This is a genomic window from Planococcus chinensis (assembly GCF_020071995.1).
Classification (GTDB): domain Bacteria; phylum Bacillota; class Bacilli; order Bacillales_A; family Planococcaceae; genus Planococcus; species Planococcus chinensis_A.
The window spans coordinates 35,336-60,871 of the sequence record NZ_JABWTK010000007.1 but is presented as its reverse complement, the minus strand read 5'-3'; the positions used below and the strand labels follow the sequence as shown (position 1 = coordinate 60,871).

Sequence of the window (25,536 nt, the reverse complement as noted above, 5' to 3'; positions counted from 1 at the left end):
AGAGGCGATAAAAGGATTGCTATTGCTTTAATCACAATACCATAAAATAGAGCGAAAAGGAATCTTTTTAGTAATATTTTGTAAAAAAACTTTAAAATCCGAACTATAAGACTACTCCGGATATCTTTCAGCACAAGTACTTCCAGTTACATTGGCAATTTTGATATTCCATATGCAAAATTACCCAAAAACTTTTTCCAATAAAAACCTCATCTACCGAATTACTTCATGCTATACTATAAAAAGCAATTTACTGACAAAGGAGCCACTCATCAAATGGAAGAAACCATCTCATTGCAGGAACTGTTCGCTACGCTTAAGAAAAGGTTGGTCCTGATCATCGGATTAACCGTCATCGCGATTCTCATTGCTGGCGTTGTTAGCTATAATTTCCTGACACCAATTTACCAAACCAACACCCAGATTCTCGTGAACCAGGAAAAAACGGACATTTCTCAACTGACCAATCAAAATATCCAAACCGATCTTCAACTTATCAACACATACAGCGTCATCATTAAAAGCCCCGCTATTCTTGACCAAGTGTCAGAACAGCTCGACTTAGGTCTCTCTGTAGAAGCGCTTACCAATAAGATTACTGTCACGAACGCAGAACAATCGCAAGTCGTCAACATCTCAGTTCAAGATCCGGACCCGGCAATCGCGGTAGATATCGCCAACACCACTGCAGCCGTCTTCCAAGAAGAAATCCAGGAACTGATGAAAGTCGATAACGTATCCATTCTTTCTCCAGCAGTCGTAAAAGAAAATCCGTCACCGGTCGCACCGAACCCGATGCTCAATATGGCAATCGCCGCTGTCGTCGGCTTGATGCTTGGAGTCGGAATTGCATTCCTATTAGAGTATTTGGACACAAGCCTGAAAAACGAACAGGACATTGAAGACGTTCTTGGCATTCCATTGCTTGGTGTCATTTCTCCTATTAAAGAAGACACAGCATCTCAGACCGATTCTGGCAGAAAGGCGGGTTAAGCATGTTTGAAAAACTAAAGAACCGCAAAAAAAATAAAAGAATAAAATTGCAGCAAACCGCCAGAAAACTGGTTGCTCATACCAATCCGCGCTCATTTGTTGTGGAACAATTCCGGACGCTACGGACGAATATCAACTTCTCGTCGCCTGATGCGGATATCCGCTCAATCGTCGTAACTTCTGCCGCGCCGGAAGAAGGCAAGTCTACTGCAGCAGCGAACCTCGCTGTCGTTTTCGCCCAGGAAGGCAAAAAAGTCTTGTTGATCGACGGCGATATGCGCAAGCCGACAACGCACCATACCTTCCATATGAACAATGTCACTGGCTTATCCAACGTCTTGACTCGCCAGGCACGAATCGAAGATGCAGTCCGTCCGACAGAAGTGGAGCGCCTTGACCTACTAACTTGCGGTCCGATTCCACCCAATCCGGCAGAACTGCTTGCTTCCCAGCAAATGAATAATATGTTGGATTCGTTGAAAGGCATGTATGACCTCGTCATCTTTGATGCACCTCCAGTCCTATCAGTCGCCGATGGCCAAATCCTTGCCAACAAATGCGAAGGCACGATCCTTGTCGTCAACTCTGGAAAAACAGAGAAAGAGCAGGCAGCAAAAGCAAAAGAAGCGATTGTCACGTCAAACAGTCGCATAATTGGTGCTGTCTTGAACAACTTCGTTCCACCGAAAGACAGCTACTACTACCAATACTACGGTTCCGAAAAGTAAAAAGGTTTTCCCTTTTTACTTTTTTCTTTGACGTATGTCTAGACTCCAACGCCCAGTCCCTTGAGGTCGCTTCAGGTGCGCCAATAATGGAAAAGTCCCATTACTGGCACACCTTCCAGCGCTTGTCGGGGATAGATAGGTGTTTACGCTTTTCTGTTAAGGAGGAAAAACAATGATCGACACTCATTCGCATATCCTAGCCGGTATCGACGACGGCGCCGAAACGATGGAAGAAACCAAACGGCTTCTCGATAAAGCTCTGGAAGAAGGCCTGACCGGCATCATCGCTACCCCTCATGCCCATCACCCCAGCTTTCCAACCGACATAGAAAAAACCAAAGCACAACTGGCTCTTACGAAAGAATATATAAACGAACAGAACTTGCCGATCCAATTGTACAGCGGCAATGAGTGCCGCTTATCCGACAAACTGCCGGAACGGTTAGCAACAGGACAAGCTCTGACGCTCGCCGATTCTCGCTACGTGTTGTTGGAATTGCCTTCATCCGGTGTCCCGGCCTACACTGTCCCAATCATCCAGCAGCTTATTGCTAAAGATTATGTGCCAATCATCGCCCACGCCGAGCGCAACCAAGGAGTCATCGAAAAGCCGGAAAGGCTGGAAGGACTGCTGCGCCACGGTGCATTAGCCCAAGTAACGTCAGGGTCTCTCGTCGGCTGTTTCGGCAAAGCAATCCAAAAGACGGCTTTTTCACTCATTAATGCCAACTTGATCCACGTTTACGGTTCCGATGTCCACAATATGTCGAAACGGCCGTTCGTTTTTAAAGAAGGGCTCGCTGTACTGGAGAAAAAGAAGCAGTACGAGATGATTGAGATTCTGCTTTTCAACAATGAATGCATCATTCAGGACAAAACGATGACTATATTGGAGCCTTTGAAAATTAATAAAGGAAAATTGTGGAACTTATTTTTGTAAAGTTACAAAAAAAGTATAAAAATGATAATAAAAGACTATTCTTTCCAAAAAGTAGTATGTTAGAATTAGAACAGAAATTTCCAATCCATGAATATTATAATGTGGAATAAGGAGAAAAGTAATGTGCAGGAAAGGGCTGACTCGCTTTGTCATTAAAAAACCGGATATCTTTACTAATCCTGGTGGATTCATTTATCGTGTTCTTTTCAATTTTTGTCGGCTACTTCCTGTTGCATCCGTTGGTTAATCCATTTGAGGACAAGTTTCTGCTGGCGAGCGCATTGACGATTTTCGTTGCTCACCATGCATTCGCGCTCGCTTATGGATTGTATCGGAAAGTATGGGAATATGCATCAATTGGAGAACTCACATCTATCTTTAAAGCAGTTACATTTTCAATCATTGCTGTGGGAGCGGTGCAATTGCTAGTGAGAGGAGACGTTCTTCTCAGAGCATTAGCCATAACTTGGATGCTGCACTTACTGCTGATTGGAGGATCCCGCCTTTCTTGGCGTTTGTTCCGAGATATGCTGATCGGCAAGAAAATGCCGAATCAGAAAAGAACAATGATTATCGGAGCTGGACAGGCAGGAACACTTGTCGCTAGACAGCTTTTGAATAATAAAGACCGCGGCTTACTGCCGGTCGCCTTTGTCGATGACGACGTCAAAAAGCAGGGCCTTGAAATATACGGCATACGGGTTATTGGGGGTACAGAAATCCTCAATGATTATGTGAAAGACAACCAAATCGAACATATCATTGTCGCCATTCCGTCGCTCGGAAAGCAGGAAGCTGCTGAGCTGATTTCAATGGCTGTTGATACTGGGATCAGGACACAGACAATCCCGCTCATTGAAGACATAATGACTGGCAAGTTGTCTGTTACAGATATCAAAGACGTTAAAATTGAAGATTTGCTTGGGCGCGATGAAGTGCAGCTCGATATGAATAAAATTAAAGGCCAGTTAACTGGTAAGACCGTACTAGTTACAGGTGCCGGCGGTTCAATTGGTTCTGAGATTTCACGCCAAATTGCACGATTTGGTCCCAAAAAGCTATTGCTTCTCGGCCACGGCGAAAACTCCATTTATACAATTGATATGGAACTTCGCAAAACGATTGCACCTGACACGGAACTGGTTCCAATCATTGCAGACGTACAAGACTATGAACGCATTATGGAAATTATGACTTTGCACCGCCCGGACGTCGTTTATCATGCAGCAGCACATAAACATGTGCCGCTCATGGAAAGCAATCCGACAGAAGCAGTCAAAAATAATATTTATGGCACGAAAAACGTTGCCAATGCAGCGCATATTTCCGGAGTAGAAAGTTTTGTCATGATTTCAACTGATAAAGCCGTTAACCCACCGAACGTCATGGGAGCATCCAAGCGCTTCGCCGAAATGATTGTCCAAAACCTGGCGAAGCGCAGTGATACGAAATTCGTTGCGGTCCGTTTCGGTAATGTACTGGGTTCACGTGGATCAGTCATTCCATTGTTCAAGAAACAAATTGCAGTAGGTGGTCCAATTACGGTGACGGATCCGGAAATGACTCGCTATTTCATGACAATCCCTGAAGCATCGCGTTTGGTAATCCAAGCTGGATCACTTGCAAGAGGCGGAGAGGTGTTCGTCCTCGATATGGGAGAGCCAGTGAAAATTGTAGATCTCGCAAAGAACTTAATTCGTTTGTCTGGATATACAGAGGATGAAATTGAGATTAAGTATTCAGGCATTCGACCTGGAGAAAAGTTGTTTGAAGAGCTATTAAATGAAGATGAAATTCAAAACAAGCAAGTATTTCCTAAGATTTATATCGGGAAAGCAAACCCAGCCAGCGATTTAGAGTTGCTATATGTGCTGGAAAAGCTGCCTGAGATGAACAATGAAGAGATTAAGCAAACTTTAGTGGGATTGGCTAATCGGAAGAATGTGGATATTTCTCAAAAGTCCCCTGTCAGCATTAGCGTTTAAAAGAAGATAAAAGGATGTTTTTTATGAAACCGTATTTAATAGTTAAGAGAGCAGCTGATTTTATATTTTCTCTTATATTACTTGTAGTAATCTCTCCATTAATGCTTCTAGTTGCTCTTTCAATCAGATTGGAATCTAAAGGACCGGTGTTTTTCAAACAAAAAAGATTAGGGCTAAATGGAGATACTTTTCTAATTTATAAATTTCGTTCAATGGTAGTAAATGCTGAAAAAACAGGTACAGGAGTTTATTCTTTTAAAGGTGATAGTAGAGTTACAAAAGTTGGGGCTTTTATCCGAAAAACGAGTATAGATGAATTACCCCAACTTTTTAACATCATAAAGGGTGAAATGAGTGTTATTGGACCTCGCCCGACTTTGGAGTATCATCCGTGGCCTTTAGAAGAATATACGGAAGAGCAGAAAAAAAGATTTTTAGTGCGTCCTGGTGTAACTGGTCTTGCTCAAGTAAAAGGACGAAAAGAACTTCCTTGGCCAGAAAGAATTGTATTTGATGTATGGTATACAAAAAAAGTGAGTTTATTTTTGGATGTAAATATTTTTGTTAAGACTTTTATTAAAGTTATTGCTATGGGTGATAATTATAATACGGGTAAAACTGCTGAAAATAACAATATTAAAAACTCGCTTAAGTAAATTTAGAAGACGTGAGGAAGGCGATTGTTATTAAATTACTATTAACTAATCCATCAAAATTTACTAACTTCCAAATCGAAGAATTTAAAAAATTGGGTTATGAAATTTCTACGTGGATTGATGAATTTGAACCTTTAAGCAAGGACTTGTTTGATTCAGATGTGGTGATATGCAATTCCCTTTTTATGCATAATAAATTATCTAACTTTAATCAATTGAAAATGATTCAACTGACAAGTGTCGGTACGGATAGAGTTCCTGTAGAAGAAATTAAAAAAAAAGGAATTCGATTGGAAAATGCTGGCGATGTATACAGTATTCCCATGGCAGAATGGGTGATGTTAAAAATTCTTGAAATTTATAAAGAGACTCGTTTCTTCGAAGAAGCTCAATACAAATCTTTATGGAGAAAAAATAGAAATCTTATGGAGCTTAATGGGAAAGTTATTGGAGTCTTAGGTACTGGAAACGTAGGAATAGAAGTATCGAAAAGAGCGAAAGCATTTGGTACAAAAACGGTGGGTTTTAATACAACGGGAAATTCAGTAAATACTTTTGATGTTTGTTATAGTATTCAAGATTTGCTTTCAGTCATTGGAGAAATCGATATACTTGTTCTTGCTGTACCTTTAACAGAAAAAACAATGAATCTAATTAATGCAAAAGTATTCAATACAATGAAAAATAATGCCATTATAATTAACGTTTCTAGAGGAAGAATATTGAATGAGGCTGATTTAATAGAGGCGCTAGACAAGGGAAAAGTCAGAGGAGCTGCTTTAGATGTTTTTTCTGAGGAACCCTTATCTGCGAATCATCAATTATGGAAAAACCCAAAGGTTATAATTTCTCCTCATAATTCTTTTGTTTCAGATAATGTTGAGGATAGGTTATTTCAAGTAATCTTTAAGAATTTAAGTTCTTTAATAACTTAATTTTAATTTGTGTGGATCTTTAAAAAGGATGTGTTTCAAGATGATGAAATTAATGTATATCACGAATGAACCAGAAATAGCAAAAGCGATACAAAATGCTGGAGTGGATAGAATTTTTATAGATCTTGAAATAAATGGAAAATACGAAAGACAAGGTCATAAAGATACTGTTATTTCACATCATGAACTATCAGATATATCAAGAATACGTAATGTATTGGATGTTGCAGAACTTCTAGTAAGAGTTAATCCTTTATATGAAGGAACAGAAGAAGAAATTAATGAAGCCATACTAAGAGGTGCAGATGTACTTATGTTGCCTATGTTTAAAGAGGCATGGGAAGTTGCTGCTTTTATAACCTTAGTCAATAAAAGAGTAAAAGTTTCTTTGTTACTTGAAACTTATGAGGCGCTACTCAATTTGGATGAGATTTTAGAAGTAGAGGGTATTGACGAAATACACATTGGTTTGAACGACCTTCATTTAAGTATGGAACGAACATTTATGTTTGAACTATTAAGTGATGGAACAGTAGAATACGCTTGTCAAAAGATCAAGGCTCAAAATATTAGGGTGGGATTTGGCGGTATAGCAAAGATTGGTCAAGGCATTTTGCCAGCCGAAATGATATTAGCAGAGCATTTTAGAATTGGTTCTGAAATGGCTATATTATCGAGAACTTTCCATGAAAGAAGTTCAAATCTTGCTGAATTAAATCAAAGAATGATTATTGAAGATGAAATAAAAAGAATAAGGGATATGGAGAAACAACTTAAACTATGGCCAGAAGAACAATTATTGCAAAATCAAAAAGATGTTCAGTTACTCGTCAATATTATAACAACTAAAATTTTACAAGAAAGTTATTGATAATATAAAATTTGGAGATGTTTGAATGGAAAAAAATATTCAAGTCTTATTAGAAAAACAGCAAGGGTATAACCATCTTCTATTTCGCAGAGGTTTTTTATTCACATCAAAAAAAATCGAGTTTAATAATTGTTTTCCTTTTTATAAATCTTGGAATCAAAGCATAGTAGGTAATTTTAATTTATACGTTCATAAAGATCAAAAAAAATTCATTTTTAGAAAAGACAATAAGATATTTATATTAATTGGTCATGCGTATAACCCGTGGCATGATATTAAAGATGAAGAAACAGTATTAGAAAAATGCGCTAATGCTTATGAGAATAGTATAAGAACCTTTATTGATGAAATTAATAATGTAAGCGGAGTTTTTACAATAATAATTATTGAGAATGAAGATGTTATAGCAATTCAAGATAGCGTAGGCATGATGCCTGTTTTTTACAGTGAATATTTAGGTGATGTCTTTCTATCTTCACACTCACAATTAATAGCTGATTTATGTGGATTTGAAATGGATCCCCAAATTAATAAATTGATAAAAGCTTCCTTTTATAGAATCGGTATCAGACATTTACCAGGAATTAAATCTCCCTTTACAGAAATAAAGGCACTTACTGCAAATACGTATTTAAAGCTGTTACCCTTCAGAGTTATTCGTTTTTACCCGTCTGAAAATGAAATTAAAATAATAGAAAAAAGAGAAGTTTTACAAAAAATATCTGAAATATTGAAAAGTAGTATGCAAATATGCGCTGAAAAGTGGGACGCAAGTATTTCTCTAACAGGTGGAACAGATAGTAAAATGACACTCGCTGCCGGGAAAGGACATTATGAAAAATTTAAATATTTTAGTTTTTTTTCAACTAGTGCTGAAGAAAAAGACGCTATAGCAGCACGACATATATGCGATTCTTTAAATTTAAAGCATGAAATAATTGAAATACCAAATAATAATAATGATATTAAGGATTATGAACTAATTTGTTCAATTATTAATCATAATTCGGGCTATATTAAGATTCACAAAGATCAAGAAATGCGGAAGATAGCATTTTTAATAAGTAAAAATATTGAGTTAGAAATCAAATCTCATATTGCAGAAATAGGAAGAGCCTTCTATTATAAAAAACTCGGTAAAGCTAAAATGCCTAGTCCACTTTCACCAAGACATATGAGTAACCTATATAAAAGAAATATGTTTAATAGAAATATTCTAAAATATTCTGATGATGCATTTAAAGAATTTATTAACGTTACAAAATTCGGAGAAAAATTTAAAGGGAATTTTGATGAGTCGGATATGTTTTACTGGGAGCATAGAATGTCTCAATGGGCAGCTCTAGTAAAGCAGGATTTTGATATTTCTCATGAAACTACGGTCATATATAACAATAGAAAGCTACTTGAGCTTTTTATGAATTTTGAGTTAAAAGATAGAATTAATGATATACCTCAAAAAGATATAACTGAAGTTATGAATAGTGAATTGTTTAATTTAAATATTAGTAATGAAAATGCTATGAAAAATAAAAAACGTATAGCCTTGGAGAGAATATTTTTTCAACTCAATTCTTAAATTGATTTAGAAAAGCAAAATAGGAGTTTTTAATATTGAAAAAAGTATTATTAATAGCTACGGTACAAAGTCATATAGCTCAATTTCATAAACCACTAATAAAAATTCTTAAAGATGAGGGCTATATTGTCCATTTAGCTGCTCGAAATAATTTGCATGAAAAAAATGGTTTAAACCTTGAAAATGTAGATAAGATTTTTGATCTTCCATTTAATCGCTCTCCATTAAGCAAATCAAATATAGTAACCTATAAAATGTTGAAAAAAATAATAGAAAAGAATAATTATGATGTAATTCATTGTAATACTCCTATGGGAGGAGTAATCACTAGAGTTGCTGCTAAGCATGCTAGAAAAAAAGAAGGATCTAAGGTTTATTATACTGCTCATGGATTTCATTTCTATAAAGGTGCACCATTCATTAACTGGTTAATTTATTACCCAATTGAAAAATGGTTGTCTAGATATACCGATAAATTAATAACAATAACAAAGGAAGATTATGATTTTGCTAGAAAAAAGATGAGAACCAATATTTTTTATATACCTGGAGTAGGGGTGGATAATGAAAAATATTATTCCTATTCTGAGGAAGAATATATGGAATTAAAAAGAAAACTTGGTTATTCAGAAAGTCAATTTATTATTCTTTGTACAGGAGAACTTAACAAAAATAAAAATCAAAAAACATTAATAAATGCCGTGTTTGAAGTTAATAAGAAAATTCCTAATCTAAAACTATTGCTCGCCGGTAATGGTCCATTAGAAAATGAATTAAGATTTTTAGTTAAATCGTTAGATATGGAAAACATAGTAGAATTTCTAGGCTACAAAAATAATTTGGAAAAATACGTTAATATTTCTGATATAGTTATTTCTATGAGCTATAGAGAAGGATTGCCTTTAAATATTATGGAAGCTATGTTATGTGAAAAACCTGTTATTACTTCTTTAAATAGAGGGCATAGGGAGTTAGTTAATAATGGAATAAACGGTTTTTTAATTGAAGTGAATGATAGAGATATTCTTAAAAATAAAATTATTGAATTGTATAAAAATAAAAGTCTTCGAAAAAGACTTGGTAGAGAAGCTTTAAGATATATCGAAACCCATACTGTTTCTAATGTTAAAAAGGAATTAAAAAAAATTTATGAAATAGTTTGATTATATTACTTGATACAAGGAACAGGTTTATCCCATATATTTTAGGGAGTGAAGTAAATGTGCAAACCAAAAGTATCAATCATCATGGGAATATACAATTGCGAAAAATACTTATCGGAAAGTATTGATTCAATATTGCATCAAACTTTTGAGGATTGGAATTTAATAATGTGTGATGATGGATCTATGGATAGAACCTATAATATAGCTAGAGATTATATGGAAAAATATCCAGGAAAGATAGTAGTTATAAAAAATAAAAAAAATATGGGTCTTAATTTTACATTAAACAAATGTTTGGAAATAGCAGATGGAAAGTATATTGCAAGACAAGATGGAGACGATATATCTGAGCCTACTAGGTTAGAGAAAGAAGTTTCTTTTTTAGATACTAATATAGAGTTTGCTTTTGTAGGCACAGACATGACTTTTTTTGATTCAGAAGGTGGCTGGGGTTGTACAAATGTTTCTCAAACTCCTAAAAATTCAAATTTTATAAAAGGGACTCCTTTTTGTCATGCCACTACTATGGTTAGAAAAGAAATATTTGATGAAGTTGAAGGTTATACAATAGATTCAAAATTATTACGTGTAGAAGATTATCATTTGTGGTTCAAAATTTATAGTAAAGGCTATAAAGGATACAATATTAAAGAAAATTTATACAAAATGCGCGACGATAGAGATGCAACAAACAGAAAAACTTTTAAAAATAGAATTAATGAAACAAGAGTTAAGTGGATCGGGTTTAGAATGCTTAATATTCCTTATAAAAATTATATTTTTGTATTAAGACCTTTTATTCTAGCATTTGTTCCTTCTAAACTATATGAATTTTTACATCGTAATAAAAAGAAGGCAACTCATGCATAAGAACTTTGTAAAACTAATAAAGTAATAAATAAAAAAAGAAAGTGGTTAATTAAATGCTTTATTTGAGTTTACTTTTAACAATAGTTTCATTCATTGCATTATTTACTAATAAGAGCAACTATAACAAGGACTTAATTACCACCAGTAAAGGTAAGAATATAAAGTTAAAAGATGAAAAAATAATTTCTTTATTTATTATTTTATTAATAATAAGTATTTTAACTATATTTGCGGGATTACGTACTTCTTTTAATGATACATCTCTATATATGTATTTATTCTATTATAGCGTTAGTGACGACCTATCTTCATTAATAGAAATAGATTATTCTTTAGGTGCTTATCCTGGATTTGAAATATACCAAATGATTTTAAAAATTCTTTTTGGTGAAAATCCTCAAATACTTATATTTGCAAGTTCATTAATTTATGTGGGAACGTTTATTTATTTTTATCATTCATATGCATATAAATTCAGCTTGAGTGTTTATTTATTCTTGACTTCTGGGCTATATATATTTGGAATGGCTGCTATAAAACAAACCTTGGCTATGTCGATTGGGATACTAGCAATTAAATATTTAATAGCAAATAAATTAAAAACTTTTTTTCTTATAATTTTTTTAGCTTCTACGTTTCACCCATACATACTGTTGTTTTTATTACTTCCTCTATTTAGGAAAAAAGTATGGTCTAAGAAAGTTTTATTTTTAGTATTTTTAACAGCATTTGCGGTTATCTTTTACGAATATTTGGTAGCTGCCCTTATTGGAGTAACTTCAGAAATTACTGGAAAAAAATATCAAGAAGAATCTTTTTTAGAAACTGAAGGAGGCAGTATTCTGAGAATACTTGTACTCTCAGTTGTTCCTTTAATTTCTTGGTATTATAGAAAAACGATAAATAAATATCGAAATAATTTAGTTAATATTAGCATAAACGCTTCCATACTAGGTTTATTATTTATCATCCCGGGATATTTTGGTGGGGCAAATTTATTTGCTAGATTATCTTATTTTTTCTTGCCTTTTAATATATTATCGTTAGTTTGGATACTCTATAACGTAATAAGTAATAAGTATAGAAATATAATGATATTGTTATGCATTGTATTTTACTTAGTATTTTATTTATATCAATATAAGAACTTTTATGAAGTTTTTAATCATATATTTCAGGTTGGTGAATTTTACAATTACAATTATTAAAGCTTATAAAAGAAATAGTGTATTAAATTTTTATGTAGAAAAATAATCTGCAAATTATTTTTAAAAAATTAACTCTTTTCCTCAATAACTGTGGAACTCTATAGAGCCGTCTCTTTTTGATATCTAGTTGATCTGGCAGGAGAAGGGTAGTGTTATTAATGAAAAAACATTAATTTTAATGTAATATAATAATTTGTTTTAAAAAATTTAGTTTTAAAATACGTGAAGGGCTGAAATTTTAAATACACTTCCATAGAAGAAGTGCGATTTCCATGTAATTAGAAGCTATAAGGTTTTCGCAGGATTTCGATATTATATAAAGTCTATAAGAAAAAATTCTTAGTAGTAATCATATTTTAATCAAATTAATCAGAGCTAAATTTTCTATATATTATCACTTTTTTATATATTTTCAATTTTAAAATTTATTTTTTTAGAAAATTGCTCTTCTTCTTAGAATGAAAATAAAAGAGGTGAATTCAGTGAAAAAAATCTTATTTACAATACCAAACCTAGATGGTGGGGGAGCTGAAAAAGTATTAGTAACGTTGTTAAATAATTTAAATCCTAAAAAATATGATATAACATTATTTACTATATTTGATGAAGGGGTTAATAAAAATTATTTAAATAAAAATATTAAGCATGAATCTTTTTTTAAAAAGAGTTTTAAAGGAAACACTATTTTATTTAAGTTTTTATCACCTAAACAATTATATAAGTTAATGATAAGAAAAGAATATGATATTGTTATTTCTTATCTAGAAGGACCTACAACTCGATTAGTATCGGGATGTCCATTTCCAAAAACGACTTTATTGAATTGGGTTCATATTGAAGTAAACAATGAAAAAATGATTATTCCGACATATAGAAGTAAAGAAGAAGCAGTTCTTACTTACGATAGATATGATAAAACAATTTTTGTTTCGGAAACAGCACAACTAGCGTTTGAAGAAACTTTTCCAAGTGTCAATAAAAACTTTTTAGTTAAATATAATACTGTTGATGACAGTTTAATTCGAAAAAAGTCTTTAGAAATTGTTAGTGATTTAGATTTTGATTCAAAAAAAATAAATTTAATTTCAGTAGGAAGATTTACTGAACAAAAAGGCTATATAAGACTTTTAAAAATTATTAGTAAATTAGTAGAAGAAAAATTTGAATTTCGTTTATACTTGCTCGGTAAGGGAGAAGAAGAAAAAATTTATCGACAAATAATAAAGAAGAATAATTTAGAAGATTATGTGACGATTGTTGGTTTTAAAGAGAATCCATATAAATACATTGCTAAATGTGATGTATTTATATGCTCTTCTTTTAGAGAAGGATATAGCACTGCTGTAACTGAATCTTTAATAGTTGGTACACCAGTTATAACAACTTTATGTTCTGGAATGAAAGAAATACTCGGAGAAGAAAATGAATACGGAATTATCACCAAAAATACTGAACAAGATCTTTATAATGGTTTAAGAGAATTCTTAACTGATAAGAAAATGCAAAACTATTATAAACAAAAGGCCTCGGAAAGAAGCGATTACTTTAAATTGAAAAAAACAGTGAAAGAAATAGAAGAATTATTAGACGAACCAAATAAATAAGGATTTAATTATTAAAGCATTAAAAAAACTAACTTGATTATATGTTGAATACTTGTTTTATGATTTTTTAAAAATGACAAAAATTATTTGTTATTTTGAATTTAGAAATCAAAAAATAATAATAGAACCAAAAAAATTTAAAAAGTTAAAGCACAGGAGTGGAAGATAAATGAAGCAGATTTCAGTACTTAACACAGCAGTAGGAACATTGAATATTGGAGACGAAATTATTGTCGATTCAGTTAACCGAGAACTTACAAAGATTTTCAACAATAAAACTATGTTTGTAAATTTGCCTACGCATGAAAAATTAAGTAGATACAGCCGACGAATAATAAAAAATAGTAATTTTTCATTTGTAGCTGGAACAAATTTATTGACCTCAAAGCATCGTGTACTTAGAGGTAATCAATGGAATATAAACTTAATCGATGCAATTAATTTTAAAAATGTTGTTTTAATGGGGGTAGGATGGACTAGTTATCAGGAAGAACCTGGCTTTTATACTAATAAGATTTATAGTAATGGATTAAGTAAAGATTTTTATCATTCTGTCAGAGATTCATATACAAAAAAAAAATTAGAGTCTATAGGGATAAATAATGTTTATAATACCGGGTGTCCAACAATGTGGGAGCTTACTGAAAATCATTGTTTATCTATTCCCATCCATAAAGCAAAAAATGTTGTTTTTACATTAACTGACTATAGTAGAAATCCGGAGAAAGATAAAGAACTGATCAATATATTAAAAAAAAGTTACGATAAAGTTTATTTTTGGATTCAAGGATCGGATGATTATGAGTATCTTAATTCTTTAGACGATTCTGTAATTTTTGTGGACCCAACTCTAAAAAGTTACGACGAACTTCTTGATTCAAATGAAGATTTAGACTATATAGGAACGAGACTACATGCTGGTATTAGAGCTATGCAAAAAAAGAAAAGAAGTTTAATCATAGGAATTGATAATAGAGCTATTGAAAAGCAAAAAGATTTTAATCTTAACGTTTTAGATAGAAATGACATTTCGAATCTTCCAAATATAATAGATGGAAAAATTTATACAAAAATTAATTTGAATAAAAAGGAAATAAACTTATGGCGAAACCAGTTTTTAGATTAAATATATAATATTATTGAATTTTGTTAACATTTGAAAATAATGAGCGCGATTTAAGTAAAAAACCTGAAGAATTAAATAGAATACAGTAATAATAAATTTAAATTTTAGTATTAAAACTTTTAAGCAGCAAGGTTGATTACAAATGAATAATTATAAAAAGCTTATAAATAATACACTGATTTTTGCAATAGGAAATTTAGGATCTAAAATAATTGTATTTTTTCTTCTGCCATTATATACAGCTTATTTGGCGCAGAGTGAATTTGGACTTGTGGACTTACTTACTACCACAATAGGACTTTTGCTGCCTGTTATTACGTTGAGTATTTTTGATTCAGTATTTAGATTTGTAATGGATAAAAATTATGATGAGCAATCTGTGTTAACAAATTCGTTAGTAGTAGTACTAACGGGTTTTGTTATCTCATTAGTACTTTATCCATTATTTCTCTATGCTTTGCCATTTGATAAGTATCTTCCGTATTTTTACACTTTGCTGTTTTTTCAGTCCTTTAATGCTGTAGTGACCCAGTATGTTAGAGCAAAGGGACTTGTGAAATTATTTGCTTTTAGCGGGATTATTAATGCAATCGTTCTTCTTTGCTCGAATTTAGTTTTGTTAGCTGTATTTCATACAGGTATATTAGGATATTTAACCTCATTGATAATGGCTAATATCTTTAGTAGCCTTTTAGTAGTAATTAAGAGCAATATTTATCGAGATATAGTAATCAAAAAGATAAATATAGTTTTAATAAAGGAAATGCTTATTTATAGTATCCCATTAATACCTAATTCGCTAATGTGGTGGGTGATGAGTTTATCAGATAGGTATTTAATTTTATATTTCCTAGGATCAAGTGCTAATGGGCTTTACGCAGTAGCTAATAAAATTCCAAGTGTTCTTACAGTAGTTAATTCAATATTCTTTCAAGCATGGCAAATGTCGGCAATTGAAGAGGAAAAGTCAGAAAATAAATCGAAATTTTTTTCCGATATATTTAACTTATTCGCACCAACTATTTTGATATTTACTTCAGTACTGTTAATTTTTTTAAAATTTATTATGACACATCTTGTTGCATCTGAATATTATGAGGCATGGATATTTGTTCCATATTTACTTCTTGGAGTGATCTTTTCAAGTTTTTCTGGGTTTTTAGGTACTAATTATATAGTAGCAAAGAAAACGGGCGGTGTTTTTAAAACCTCTTCAGTTGGAGCTATCTTCAACATTATTTTTAATATTATTTTAATACCTATAATAGGGACCATTGGAGCAGCTATAAGCACTATGTTGAGCTTTTTAATAATTTGGTTAATAAGAGTAAAAGAAACGAAGAAATTTGTGGAACTTCGAATAAATTCGAAAAAAATACTATTTACCCTTATTGCGATAAATATTCAAATTGGAGTTATGTACATAAACCTAAAAACGGAAATTTTATTCCATATTCTTATTTTAATAATCATTCTTATTATAAACTTTAAAGAAGTTAACAGAATTACTAATAAAATTTATAATACAATAAATAAGAAAGTTAAAAATATATAATAAAAACTTTTTTACAAGTAAATTACTTGTTATTTATCGAGGATGTTATTAACATCATATTCACTAGTTTTTTACCCTAATTAATATAGGAATGACAAAGAGTCCATAGAGGTCAAGTTTAAATTAGTTTAATTTACCGTAATAACTCTTTATAGTTATGCTACAACAACTTGTACCGAATTTTAAAGGTCACAAAAATTAACGAATGATGAGAGTTCAAATTTAGTCTCCATATATTTATTAAAAAATCGATGAAAAGCTTATTTTGAACTTGGAAGATTTAATAAATTTTCTCTTGTTATAACATCTTTACTCTCACTTTGTTATTTTGATAAGAATGTGGTGAATATGTAGCAAGCCTTTCAATAGAATAATCAATTTCATTTAACTTACAGGACAAATAGTATGGAGATCCTCATTCAATTTGTTATGAGTTTCAATTGTTTTGAGCTCAAATTTTTTGAGTGATTCTCATTTTATCTAAATTATATAAGTACAACTATTTATTAAAAAAAGATGTTGCTTAAAATATATAATTTGGCTTCAATTAAATTAATGAATGTTCAAGTGATATCTTAAAGTTTATATCCTTTTGTATACAAGAAATCACTTAGAGTATCTATACTTGGTTTTAATAGCTAAAAAAATTATTCCTCTTCTATACTTTTATAATAAAAATCGATAAAAATTACTTAAAGAAGAGCTTTTAAATGTGGCATGAAAATTGGTAATCGATGAATTGTTTATTGGTAAAAAATATTAAATATAAAAGTAGCAAAAATAATTAAATTATTTTCATAAAGTGTAAATTATATTTTTAACCTTTAAATATTTTTATTGATAAGTAAAAAACGACAATTTATAATTTGAAAATTTGTTTTAATAATTGTATTAGAAAGGTATAAAGTAAAGATTTTGATACATATTATGTAAAGAGAAGGTGAACGACTTTATGTTTTCCAATTTGAGAATGAAATTAAAAAAGGCAGTTAGAGGAGAAGTCCCAATTTCAGAATTAATAGAAGCTGGATTAAAAGTAGGGAAAAATTTCAGTAGACAAGAAGAAGTTAAAATTGACCCGTCACACTGCGAGTTAATTACAATTGGCGATAATGTAATATTAGCTCCAAGGGTTCATATTTTAGCACATGATGCAAGTTTAAAGCCTTTTTTAGGATACACAAAACTTGGAAGAGTTACAATTGGTAACAATGTTTTTATTGGTGCTAATAGTATTGTTTTGCCGAATGTGCAAATTGGTGACAACGTAGTGATTGGTGCAGGCAGTGTTGTATCTAAAGACGTAAAAAGTAATTCAGTTGTAGCGGGTAATCCTGCTAGGTTTATTAAATCCATTGATAATTATTTAGGGGAAAACAATAAAATAATAGAATCGACCACTATATTCGATAGGAAGTGGAAAGAATCAAACTTAACGAAGACACAAAGGATTAGAGATATGACAGAAGCAACTAAAGACGGTGTAGCTTTTATGACATCCAAAAGAATAAATTAATTCACTTATCACTACTAATCTATCTTCTATTTTAAGAAGCAGAAAAATTACTAACTACTAGAGTTAAATTATTTGAAAGAGCCGATGTTTCCTAAAAAAATTTACTATGGAAATTTTGGGATTTTAAAACAGTTTTTAAGTTAATTCATATTAATCCTACTAAATAGATTATAAAGTAATTGTTTGCGGTTTTATACATGGAATAACTTCCTTTACGATTTCTTAAAGTATCAGTAATTATATTAGAAAATCTAAAATAACTAAAAAGATTACTTATAAGTATTCCAAAAAATGGATAGATGGTGCCTCATGTATTGAATGTAAGAATTAATAACGTGCTGCTAATGTCTAAATATCTGAATTTACAAAAGTAGAACAGCTAGCATCCAAAGTTCATTTTTATAAGGTAGAACTAATTTATATATTTACATTTAATATATGGCGATGGGAGTTTCTTTGTGAATATTTTAAGCTACTTACAAACAATAATAGAAGATGAAAACCGTAAATCGATTTTTAAGATAGTTAAAGAAGCCATTCATTGTGCTTTAATAGAAAAAGAAATTCCAATTTATTATTTTACTAGTCTACTCTATAAAAAAAAATCAAACAATTACAGAAAATATATTGGACATAAAAAAATTTGGAAAATTTATAATGAATTCTTTTATAAAAGAGGAAGCAGTAAAGAATTAGAAGATAAGATTTCATTTAGTAAAGTGTTAATTAGCAATAACATTATGACACCACAAATGTTAGCTTATAACAAAGGAAATAGAATGATTCTTATGAATGAAGAAGTTGAATTGAAAAACGAAAAACAACTATTGGAAATTATTCGGATACTATTCAGGCAATCAAATTCTTCCTCGATTTTTATTAAGCCTACAAATGGAGTTGGCGGAAGCCACAGTTATATCATAGATGAAAAAATGATTGAAGATTCTAAAGAAATATTAAATCTATTTTATTTGCTTAATCAGTTCGATTTTATTTTTCAAGAAACAATAGTTCAGCATCCCATAATTAATGAAGTATACTCGAAAAGTATAAACACTATCAGAGTGCACACTTACTATAACCGAGATGAAAAACACACGGAAATAACATCTGCATTAATGAGGTTTGGATATGGAGGTGCTATTGTTGATAACGGTAGTTCAGGAGGAATGTTTGTTTCAATTGATACAGATAGATGGGAATTAGTTGGAAGTGGAAGTTCTTATTTAAAAAGTGGTGGTTTAGCCTTTCAAAGTCATCCAGACTCGAATGAGAAGTTCCATGGTTTGGTACTGCCCTATGGTACTGCCATCGAAGAAACAGTTAAAAATGCGGCAACTTTGTTCTCCTATGACTTCATAGGATGGGACATTGCGCTAACCGAAACTGGTCCTGTAATAATTGAAGGAAATGAAAATCCGCATTTAATAATGATGCAGATGGCTTGTGGTGGATTTGTTGATCATCCAAAATATAGCAAAATTTTTTCTGATTTCATTTAAAGTATTTATATAAAAATTCTTAAGTTTTCAAGTAGACAATTAAATTAATACTTAGAAGCGAGAAGGGACTTAAAATGAATAAAAAATTTTTAACTAATAATATTTCTAGATTTAACGATAGAGTCCGTACTTATGGGAGTTCAAAATATATTTATTGTTGGAGTAGTTTTATTTATAATGCAGTACGTTTCGGTAGTAGCCCTGATGACTATTTTCGATATGAGTTTTACAAAAAAAATAATGCAGAAAGAAAGACATTTATCACTTATCGAAGAAGCAAAAGACTGATAAAAGAATTAAATAAAGCAGAAGGAATAGAACAAGTTCTTGATAAAGTAGCTTTTAACAGTTTTTTTTCTGCTTACGTCCAGCGAGAGTGGTTAGATACAAGGAATTGTACTTTCAAAGATTTTGAAAATTTTATAAAGAATCATATTAGTGTCATTGTTAAGCCTATTAGTGCAGGGTCCGGTAAAGGTATTTGGAAATACACATATAAACAAGAAGATGATTTGCGTCAAGTGTTTTTAAAAGTCAAAAAATCATTGGTTGAAGAGCTAATAGAACAACACGATCATTTGGTTGCTTTAAACCCTTCTTCTGTTAACACTATTAGAGTTTTCACTGTAAAAAAGGATAATAAAATTAACGTAATTGCTTGCAGTTTAAGAACTGGTGCAGGTGAAAGTATTATTGATAATCTTCATGCAGGTGGAATGTCTGTTAGTATCGATATTGAAAAAGGAGTTGTATTTACTCCAGCAATTAATGCTAAACTTGAAAAATTTCAAACACATCCATCCACAGGGATTGAATTTATGGGATTTGAAGTACCTCATTGGAAACAAGTAATTGAAGTGGTTAAAAAAGCTGCTTCTGACGTTCCTAGTTTAAGGTATTTAGGCTGGGATGTTGCGGTTACAAAAGACGGAGTAGAATTAATAGAAGCTAATCATGATCCTGCACACGACCTTATTCAAATCAGTGATCAAATTGGGAAGTATGAATTGGTTAAGCAATATATTTGATAAATTAAATCACACTCCTGCTAGCGTTGCGCAGAAGCTAAGAAGTCTTAAAAGAACTAGATTATCCGATCCTAAAGTAAAAAGCGCAAGGTAGACAAAAAGTAAAACCTTTTTCATTAACAAGTTTTTTTGAGTATTGTTCTTTAATTTAAGTAGAATCAAAGGGTTTCGTTTTATAATTTATCGCGATAATAGTCACATAAAATTAAAGTTAAAGTTTTCGTTATACATCTACTTGTCTAATTCTTTTAGTTACTAGTGTCTTATAAAACAGCACAAGAGTTTTTCAATTGACAACACGCATTAATGAATTTATTAGCAATTAATTTAAAAAAATATTAATTAGATTCATAGGACCACTTCAAAATTTTAAAGAAGTGGTTTTATTTAATATATTGAGCGTATTCGAAGAATAGAGCTGAATTCTATTAGTTTCAAATCAGAAATATAATTTAGGGAAATTTGGTATAATTTTTTGGCATAAGTAAGAGTCTAGATTTGATAAATTAACAATATATATCTTTTAATAAATATAAGAAGGTGAAGAGAATGAAAGTGAAAAAAGCCATTATTCCAGCTGCAGGTCTTGGAACGCGTTTCCTTCCTGCGACGAAAGCAATGCCGAAAGAAATGCTTCCTATTGTAGACAAACCGACAATTCAATACATCGTGGAAGAAGCAATTGCTTCTGGAATTAAAGACATTATTATTGTTACTGGTAAAGGAAAGAGATCAATCGAGGACCACTTCGACCATGCATTTGAACTGGAAGCGACGCTGCGTGAAAAAGGCAAACAAGATATGCTGGATTCTGTTCTACAGACTTCTAAAGTCGAAATTCATTACATCCGGCAAAAGCAGCCGCTTGGCTTAGGTCACGCCATCTGGTCAGCACGTAAATTTATTGGAGACGATCCATTTGCTGTATTGTTAGGTGATGACATTGTCGAAAATGACGAGCCTTGCTTGGCTCAATTGATGAATCAGTATGACCAAACTGGCAATAGCGTAATCGGCGTACAGCAAGTAGCACCGAAAGATACGAATCGTTACGGAATAATCGATCCGATTTCCATAGAAGGTAATCTGATTGGTGTTAATCGCTTTGTTGAAAAGCCGGCTCCTGGAACTGCTCCATCAAATTATGCTATCATGGGCCGTTACATCCTGACTCCTGAAATCTTTGATTTCTTAGGGGAGCATCAATACGGAGCGGGTGGAGAAATCCAGCTGACCGATGCCATTCAAAAGCTGAATGAAGTACAACCGGTTTACGCTTATGAGTTTGATGGTCATCGTTTTGATGTGGGGGAGAAGTACGGATTCATTGAAACGACGATTGAGTTTGCATTGAAGCGTCCAGAGTTGAGAGATCAGTTGTTGGAATTGTTTGAGAAGAAGTTGAATGAGTCATATTTAAATAAGCAGTAAGGTTTTTTAGGGGATACCAAAGGTCAGACATTGACTTTTAGTATCCTCCTTTATCTGTTTTAGAGGAAATGAATTGCTATACATTAGGGAGAATCGTTTAACTCAATTTAGTTAGAAAAACTGCATTCGCTACTGTTACTTACAATTAACATATAATACAAATAATAGGAAGTGAGATTATGTTTACAAATATAAAAAAACGCACTCTCAAAACGCTTTCAAAATTTTTGACTGAGTTTGTAATTGAAGCTTTATTAATGTTACTTATCTTTTCATTAGTACTATTACTACTCAGACAAAATGGAAAGACATTAACGGAAAGCATTGATGTATCCGTATTTTTTGCAGTTGTACTAGCTTTCTTATTAACTATGGGGAAATCATCTGTTTCCAAATGGATACGAAAAAGCATTGAAGATGGAAAAAAATTATCAGATGATTACAATGCATTGGTCAAACAATATCCCGGTCAGAAAATGATTGAGTACGATAACGAAAAAGCCATTCCCTCTTACGTACATATTGGCATCACACATAGAATTAAGAAAAAAAATCTAGCATTTCCCGTCGTCTTAGAAAAAAAGTTATTTAATTCAAAGTTAACAGTTACAGATAACTGGAATAAGCAATATGAACTTCCTGAGTTTATTAAACAACATTATGAAGCCATTATGAAGGCTCATGAATTTTCCGATGTATACAACCAATTGAATATTCGTTTAGATGATTATACATATGAACAAGAAACTAATACACTGCAATTAATTACTTCTAGAACTACTTATTACGACTCACTAGTTACCAACCGAGCAATGGACTTTAAGTGGGGATTGAAAAGTACTAATCGTGAGATTTTTGAATATGGCCCATTTGTAAGTAAGTTAAGTGAGTCTAGTCTTTCAAATCATCTTGGATTTAATGGATTCGTAGAAACATCTGATGGTAAAATTATTTTTGTAATTCGAAGTAAAAATGTCTCCATCGGAAAAGGGACGCTGGGAAATAGTGTTGCTGCTTCACTTAAAACAATGTATGCGTTAAATAAAGATGAACGGAAATTTACTGAGTGTGGTTTGATTCAAAGTATTATAAAAGAAATTCAAGCAGAACTAAAAATTGATCCAAGCTATTTTTCATTTTCTGAACGAAATATCATTGCAATCTATAGAGATTTAGTAGAAGGCGGCAAGCCGCAACTTTTGTTTTATGTCAAAGTGAATCAAACGTCTATAGAAATTTATAATAATTTTAAAAAAGCAAATCGCAAAACCAATCGGAAAGTGTTGCAGTCTAAACTGCTTTCAGATGGCAACAAGTTAATTTTTGTAGATAAAGATAAACTTGAAAAGCTATTTATTACTCCCGGTATGGTGCTTCATGAAAAGAAAGCTTACGCAACTATGCCGAGTGCATCGGCATGTATAGTATTACTCATAGAGTATTTAAAGAGTACGAGGGAAATGCCATCATGAAGATAATTGAAAAAAGTTTAATTGGTAAAAATCCAAATCAAAATTTTTGTGAAGACGGTTTATTTTATAATAATCATTTTGTAGTTGTTATAGATGGTGCTACTGCCAAAGGTTCTATATCTTGGGATGGAGAAACTAGTGGTGGATTTGCTAGAGATATCATAGTTAATTATTTTCAAGAAGTGCATCCGGAAACGGGCATAGAAGAGTTATTAGAAGAGATTAATAGAAGAGTCATGGTAGAAATAAACCAAAGAGGACTCGTTGATAATAAGATTGAATATCCGAGAGCTTCTATTATCGTGTATAGCCAATATTATAAACAGATTTGGAGCTATGGAGATTGTCAATGTTTGATAAATGGAACTCACTACACACACCATAAAATTATAGATAGGTTGCTCGGAGAGTTACGTGCCTTTACTATCGAAAGTCAAGCTAGTAGTGATGAAATCGACGCTGTACTTTCTGTCAAGGATATAGGAAGAGAAGCTATTTTGCCATTTCTGGTAGCCCAGTTAAGATTTGAGAATAAAGATAGCGCTTATGGCTATCCTGTTATAAATGGCGATAAACCCAATCTGGACCTATTGTCAATTTATAATGTAAGAAGCAATAATGAAGTAGTCTTTGCCACTGACGGCTATCCATATCTCTTTCCTACGTTATCGGAAAGTGAAGAAGCTTTATCTAGGTTATTGTTAGTAGACCCTTTTTGTTTTAAAGAATATAAATCTACAAAAGGTACAGTGGTAGGGAACATTAGTTTTGATGATAGAGCCTATATAAGATTTGAAATTTAGTGATTATTAAAATCCTGTACCGATGATAAACATAATTCAACACACACAAAAGGAATCCGCTTAAACCAGTAATGGGCGGGTTCCTTTTGTGTGTTTATAGCAATAACCCATAGTCGTAATTTCACTGTACACAAGGGCAAAGAAGAAACCCAAATTATCTATTTTAGAATTTGTAAAAACAATCAGGCAACCGTACAATAAAGTCACATCTTGGCATAACTATATGGTTCGGCTAATTCTATAAGAGAGAAAGGAGCAAGTACATGAAAAAAGTGGTGAGTGTGGGAATTATGGCGGTTTTGGCCTGCTCGATTTTTGGCAACAACCGGTCGGTTTCAGCCGCAGACTCTTCTGGATTTGATTACACCGATTATGCACCCGGTGTCACGGTGGAGAAAGATGCTGCTTCTCCGACCGGCTATTATGCCACCTTTGTTTATGAAGATGAGACGTCAGCCGCCACAAAAGTGGAACTTTACAGCGATACTTTCTATCATTTCACGATTGAAGATGGATTTAAAAACCCGTATAAACCGGTGGCCTATCAACCCGGGATGTTCCCGGCTGGCGGTAATAGTGACACAACGTATTATTTATCCCTGAAAAAGATCAAAGACAATTTATGGGGAGGCAGAGTCCCGCTGTCAAGCGGAGCTTATCCTTACAATTTCCGCATCACCAATCCGGATGGCACGACGACCGCGAGACTGGACGATCCCCATAATCCGACGATGACCAATACGGCGACCAATGTGTCCAGCGTGTCGAGCATGGTCTATATTCCATATAATAAGAAGACAATGGGAAAAGGCGATTGGCTGGACCGCTCGGTGGAACTTCCCCGCAAAGATAAAAAAACCGGAACGGTAGAAACAGTAACCTATACAGGAGCGGTCGGTGACGTTCGCGGGCTTGCTGTTTACCTGCCCGACGGCTATAATCCGAACCGCAAAAAACCGTACAAAGTGCTTTATCTGTCCCACGGCATGTCCGGCGTCCCGTACGGCAACGAACTGCGCTGGATGAACGAAGGCGCAGTGGCGAATATCACGGATAACTTAATCGCAGGCGGAAAAGTTGAACCCTTTGTGGTCGTCACGATGAACAACCAGGACCTGAATTGGGATTACAAACGGATAGAAGAAGACCAGTTCGAACACATCATGCCTTATGTCGAAGCGAACTACAATGTATCAGAAGAGCCCGCGGGCCGTGCCTACGCCGGATTGTCGATGGGCGGGGTGACCGCTAACCGGATGTATTTCCATCACGCGGATGACTTTGCATATTTTGGCATTTGGAGTTATGCCGTAACAGGCGATGAACTGAGCAATATCGGATCTTACCGCAACCTGGACGATCCTTCTGTCATGGTCGGCGTCGGCATTTGGGATTACTTGATTGACCCCGTGCAAAATCTCCATACGGCGCTGAACGAAGAGGGGATTGAACACGCCTATGTGGAAGTTCCCGCGGCGCATGACTGGAAAGCGTGGCATTTGCTTTACGCTGCTTTTGTAGAGGATCATCTGTGGAAGAAGGAGAAAGGCAAGAAGAAAGAAAAATGA

The 25,536-nt window shown here is 32.9% G+C and carries 21 protein-coding genes; all 21 read left to right on the top strand.

Features of this window, described 5'->3' with window-relative positions:
• The first annotated feature begins 276 nt into the window (after positions 1-276).
• The 21 genes from HU147_RS12645 (at position 277) to HU147_RS12545 (ending at position 25,536) form a co-directional block, all read left to right on the top strand.
• On the top strand, positions 277-993 hold the full coding sequence (locus HU147_RS12645; protein ID WP_224076593.1) for a YveK family protein: 717 nt from the start codon (positions 277-279) through the stop codon (positions 991-993).
• Positions 994-995: 2 nt separating this feature from the next.
• Positions 996-1,721: a CpsD/CapB family tyrosine-protein kinase gene (locus tag HU147_RS12640; protein WP_224076592.1), complete on the top strand. Its 726-nt coding sequence runs from the start codon at positions 996-998 to the stop codon at positions 1,719-1,721.
• 172 nt (positions 1,722-1,893) lie between these two features.
• Positions 1,894-2,661: a tyrosine-protein phosphatase gene (locus tag HU147_RS12635; protein WP_224076591.1), complete on the top strand. Its 768-nt coding sequence runs from the start codon at positions 1,894-1,896 to the stop codon at positions 2,659-2,661.
• Positions 2,662-2,807: 146 nt separating this feature from the next.
• Positions 2,808-4,646: a polysaccharide biosynthesis protein gene (locus HU147_RS12630; RefSeq protein ID WP_224076590.1), complete on the top strand. Its 1,839-nt coding sequence runs from the start codon at positions 2,808-2,810 to the stop codon at positions 4,644-4,646.
• Between the two features lie 23 nt (positions 4,647-4,669).
• Complete coding sequence (locus HU147_RS12625; RefSeq protein ID WP_224076589.1) at positions 4,670-5,302, top strand: sugar transferase; 633 nt, start codon at positions 4,670-4,672, stop codon at positions 5,300-5,302.
• A gap of 11 nt (positions 5,303-5,313) precedes the next feature.
• Complete coding sequence (locus tag HU147_RS12620; protein WP_224076588.1) at positions 5,314-6,237, top strand: NAD(P)-dependent oxidoreductase; 924 nt, start codon at positions 5,314-5,316, stop codon at positions 6,235-6,237.
• A 40-nt stretch (positions 6,238-6,277) separates the two neighbouring features.
• Positions 6,278-7,108: an aldolase/citrate lyase family protein gene (locus HU147_RS12615; protein WP_224076587.1), complete on the top strand. Its 831-nt coding sequence runs from the start codon at positions 6,278-6,280 to the stop codon at positions 7,106-7,108.
• A gap of 25 nt (positions 7,109-7,133) precedes the next feature.
• Positions 7,134-8,687, top strand: a complete 1,554-nt coding sequence (locus tag HU147_RS12610) for a hypothetical protein (RefSeq protein WP_224076586.1) — start codon at positions 7,134-7,136, stop codon at positions 8,685-8,687.
• Positions 8,688-8,722: 35 nt separating this feature from the next.
• Entirely contained in the window at positions 8,723-9,850 is a 1,128-nt protein-coding gene (locus HU147_RS12605) for a glycosyltransferase family 4 protein (protein WP_224076585.1), read from the top strand.
• A gap of 57 nt (positions 9,851-9,907) precedes the next feature.
• Positions 9,908-10,723 carry a glycosyltransferase family 2 protein gene (locus tag HU147_RS12600; protein WP_224076584.1) on the top strand — a complete coding sequence of 272 codons (816 nt, stop codon included), beginning with the start codon at positions 9,908-9,910 and terminating at the stop codon, positions 10,721-10,723.
• Positions 10,724-10,785: 62 nt separating this feature from the next.
• Entirely contained in the window at positions 10,786-11,931 is a 1,146-nt protein-coding gene (locus HU147_RS12595; RefSeq protein WP_224076583.1) for an EpsG family protein, read from the top strand.
• A gap of 482 nt (positions 11,932-12,413) precedes the next feature.
• Positions 12,414-13,535, top strand: coding sequence for a glycosyltransferase (locus tag HU147_RS12590; protein ID WP_224076582.1), 1,122 nt, complete (start codon positions 12,414-12,416; stop codon positions 13,533-13,535).
• Positions 13,536-13,704: 169 nt separating this feature from the next.
• The gene (locus tag HU147_RS12585) at positions 13,705-14,661 is read left to right on the top strand and encodes a polysaccharide pyruvyl transferase family protein (protein ID WP_224076581.1); all 957 of its coding nucleotides are present in this window, start codon (positions 13,705-13,707) and stop codon (positions 14,659-14,661) included.
• A 142-nt stretch (positions 14,662-14,803) separates the two neighbouring features.
• Positions 14,804-16,216: a lipopolysaccharide biosynthesis protein gene (locus HU147_RS12580; protein ID WP_224076580.1), complete on the top strand. Its 1,413-nt coding sequence runs from the start codon at positions 14,804-14,806 to the stop codon at positions 16,214-16,216.
• Positions 16,217-17,156: 940 nt separating this feature from the next.
• Positions 17,157-17,732, top strand: coding sequence for an acyltransferase (locus tag HU147_RS12575; RefSeq protein WP_224076579.1), 576 nt, complete (start codon positions 17,157-17,159; stop codon positions 17,730-17,732).
• A 458-nt stretch (positions 17,733-18,190) separates the two neighbouring features.
• Positions 18,191-19,234 (top strand): sugar-transfer associated ATP-grasp domain-containing protein, encoded by a 1,044-nt coding sequence (locus HU147_RS12570; RefSeq protein WP_224076578.1) that lies wholly within the window; start codon positions 18,191-18,193, stop codon positions 19,232-19,234.
• 74 nt (positions 19,235-19,308) lie between these two features.
• The gene (locus tag HU147_RS12565) at positions 19,309-20,262 is read left to right on the top strand and encodes a sugar-transfer associated ATP-grasp domain-containing protein (protein WP_224076577.1); all 954 of its coding nucleotides are present in this window, start codon (positions 19,309-19,311) and stop codon (positions 20,260-20,262) included.
• A 549-nt stretch (positions 20,263-20,811) separates the two neighbouring features.
• Positions 20,812-21,693 carry a UTP--glucose-1-phosphate uridylyltransferase GalU gene (gene galU / locus HU147_RS12560; RefSeq protein ID WP_224076724.1) on the top strand — a complete coding sequence of 294 codons (882 nt, stop codon included), beginning with the start codon at positions 20,812-20,814 and terminating at the stop codon, positions 21,691-21,693.
• 179 nt (positions 21,694-21,872) lie between these two features.
• Positions 21,873-23,165 (top strand): hypothetical protein, encoded by a 1,293-nt coding sequence (locus HU147_RS12555; RefSeq protein WP_224076576.1) that lies wholly within the window; start codon positions 21,873-21,875, stop codon positions 23,163-23,165.
• Positions 23,162-23,968 (top strand): hypothetical protein, encoded by an 807-nt coding sequence (locus tag HU147_RS12550; protein WP_224076575.1) that lies wholly within the window; start codon positions 23,162-23,164, stop codon positions 23,966-23,968. The genes HU147_RS12555 and HU147_RS12550 overlap by 4 nt, the downstream gene beginning before the upstream one ends.
• A 263-nt stretch (positions 23,969-24,231) precedes the next feature.
• Positions 24,232-25,536, top strand: coding sequence for an alpha/beta hydrolase-fold protein (locus HU147_RS12545; protein WP_224076574.1), 1,305 nt, complete (start codon positions 24,232-24,234; stop codon positions 25,534-25,536).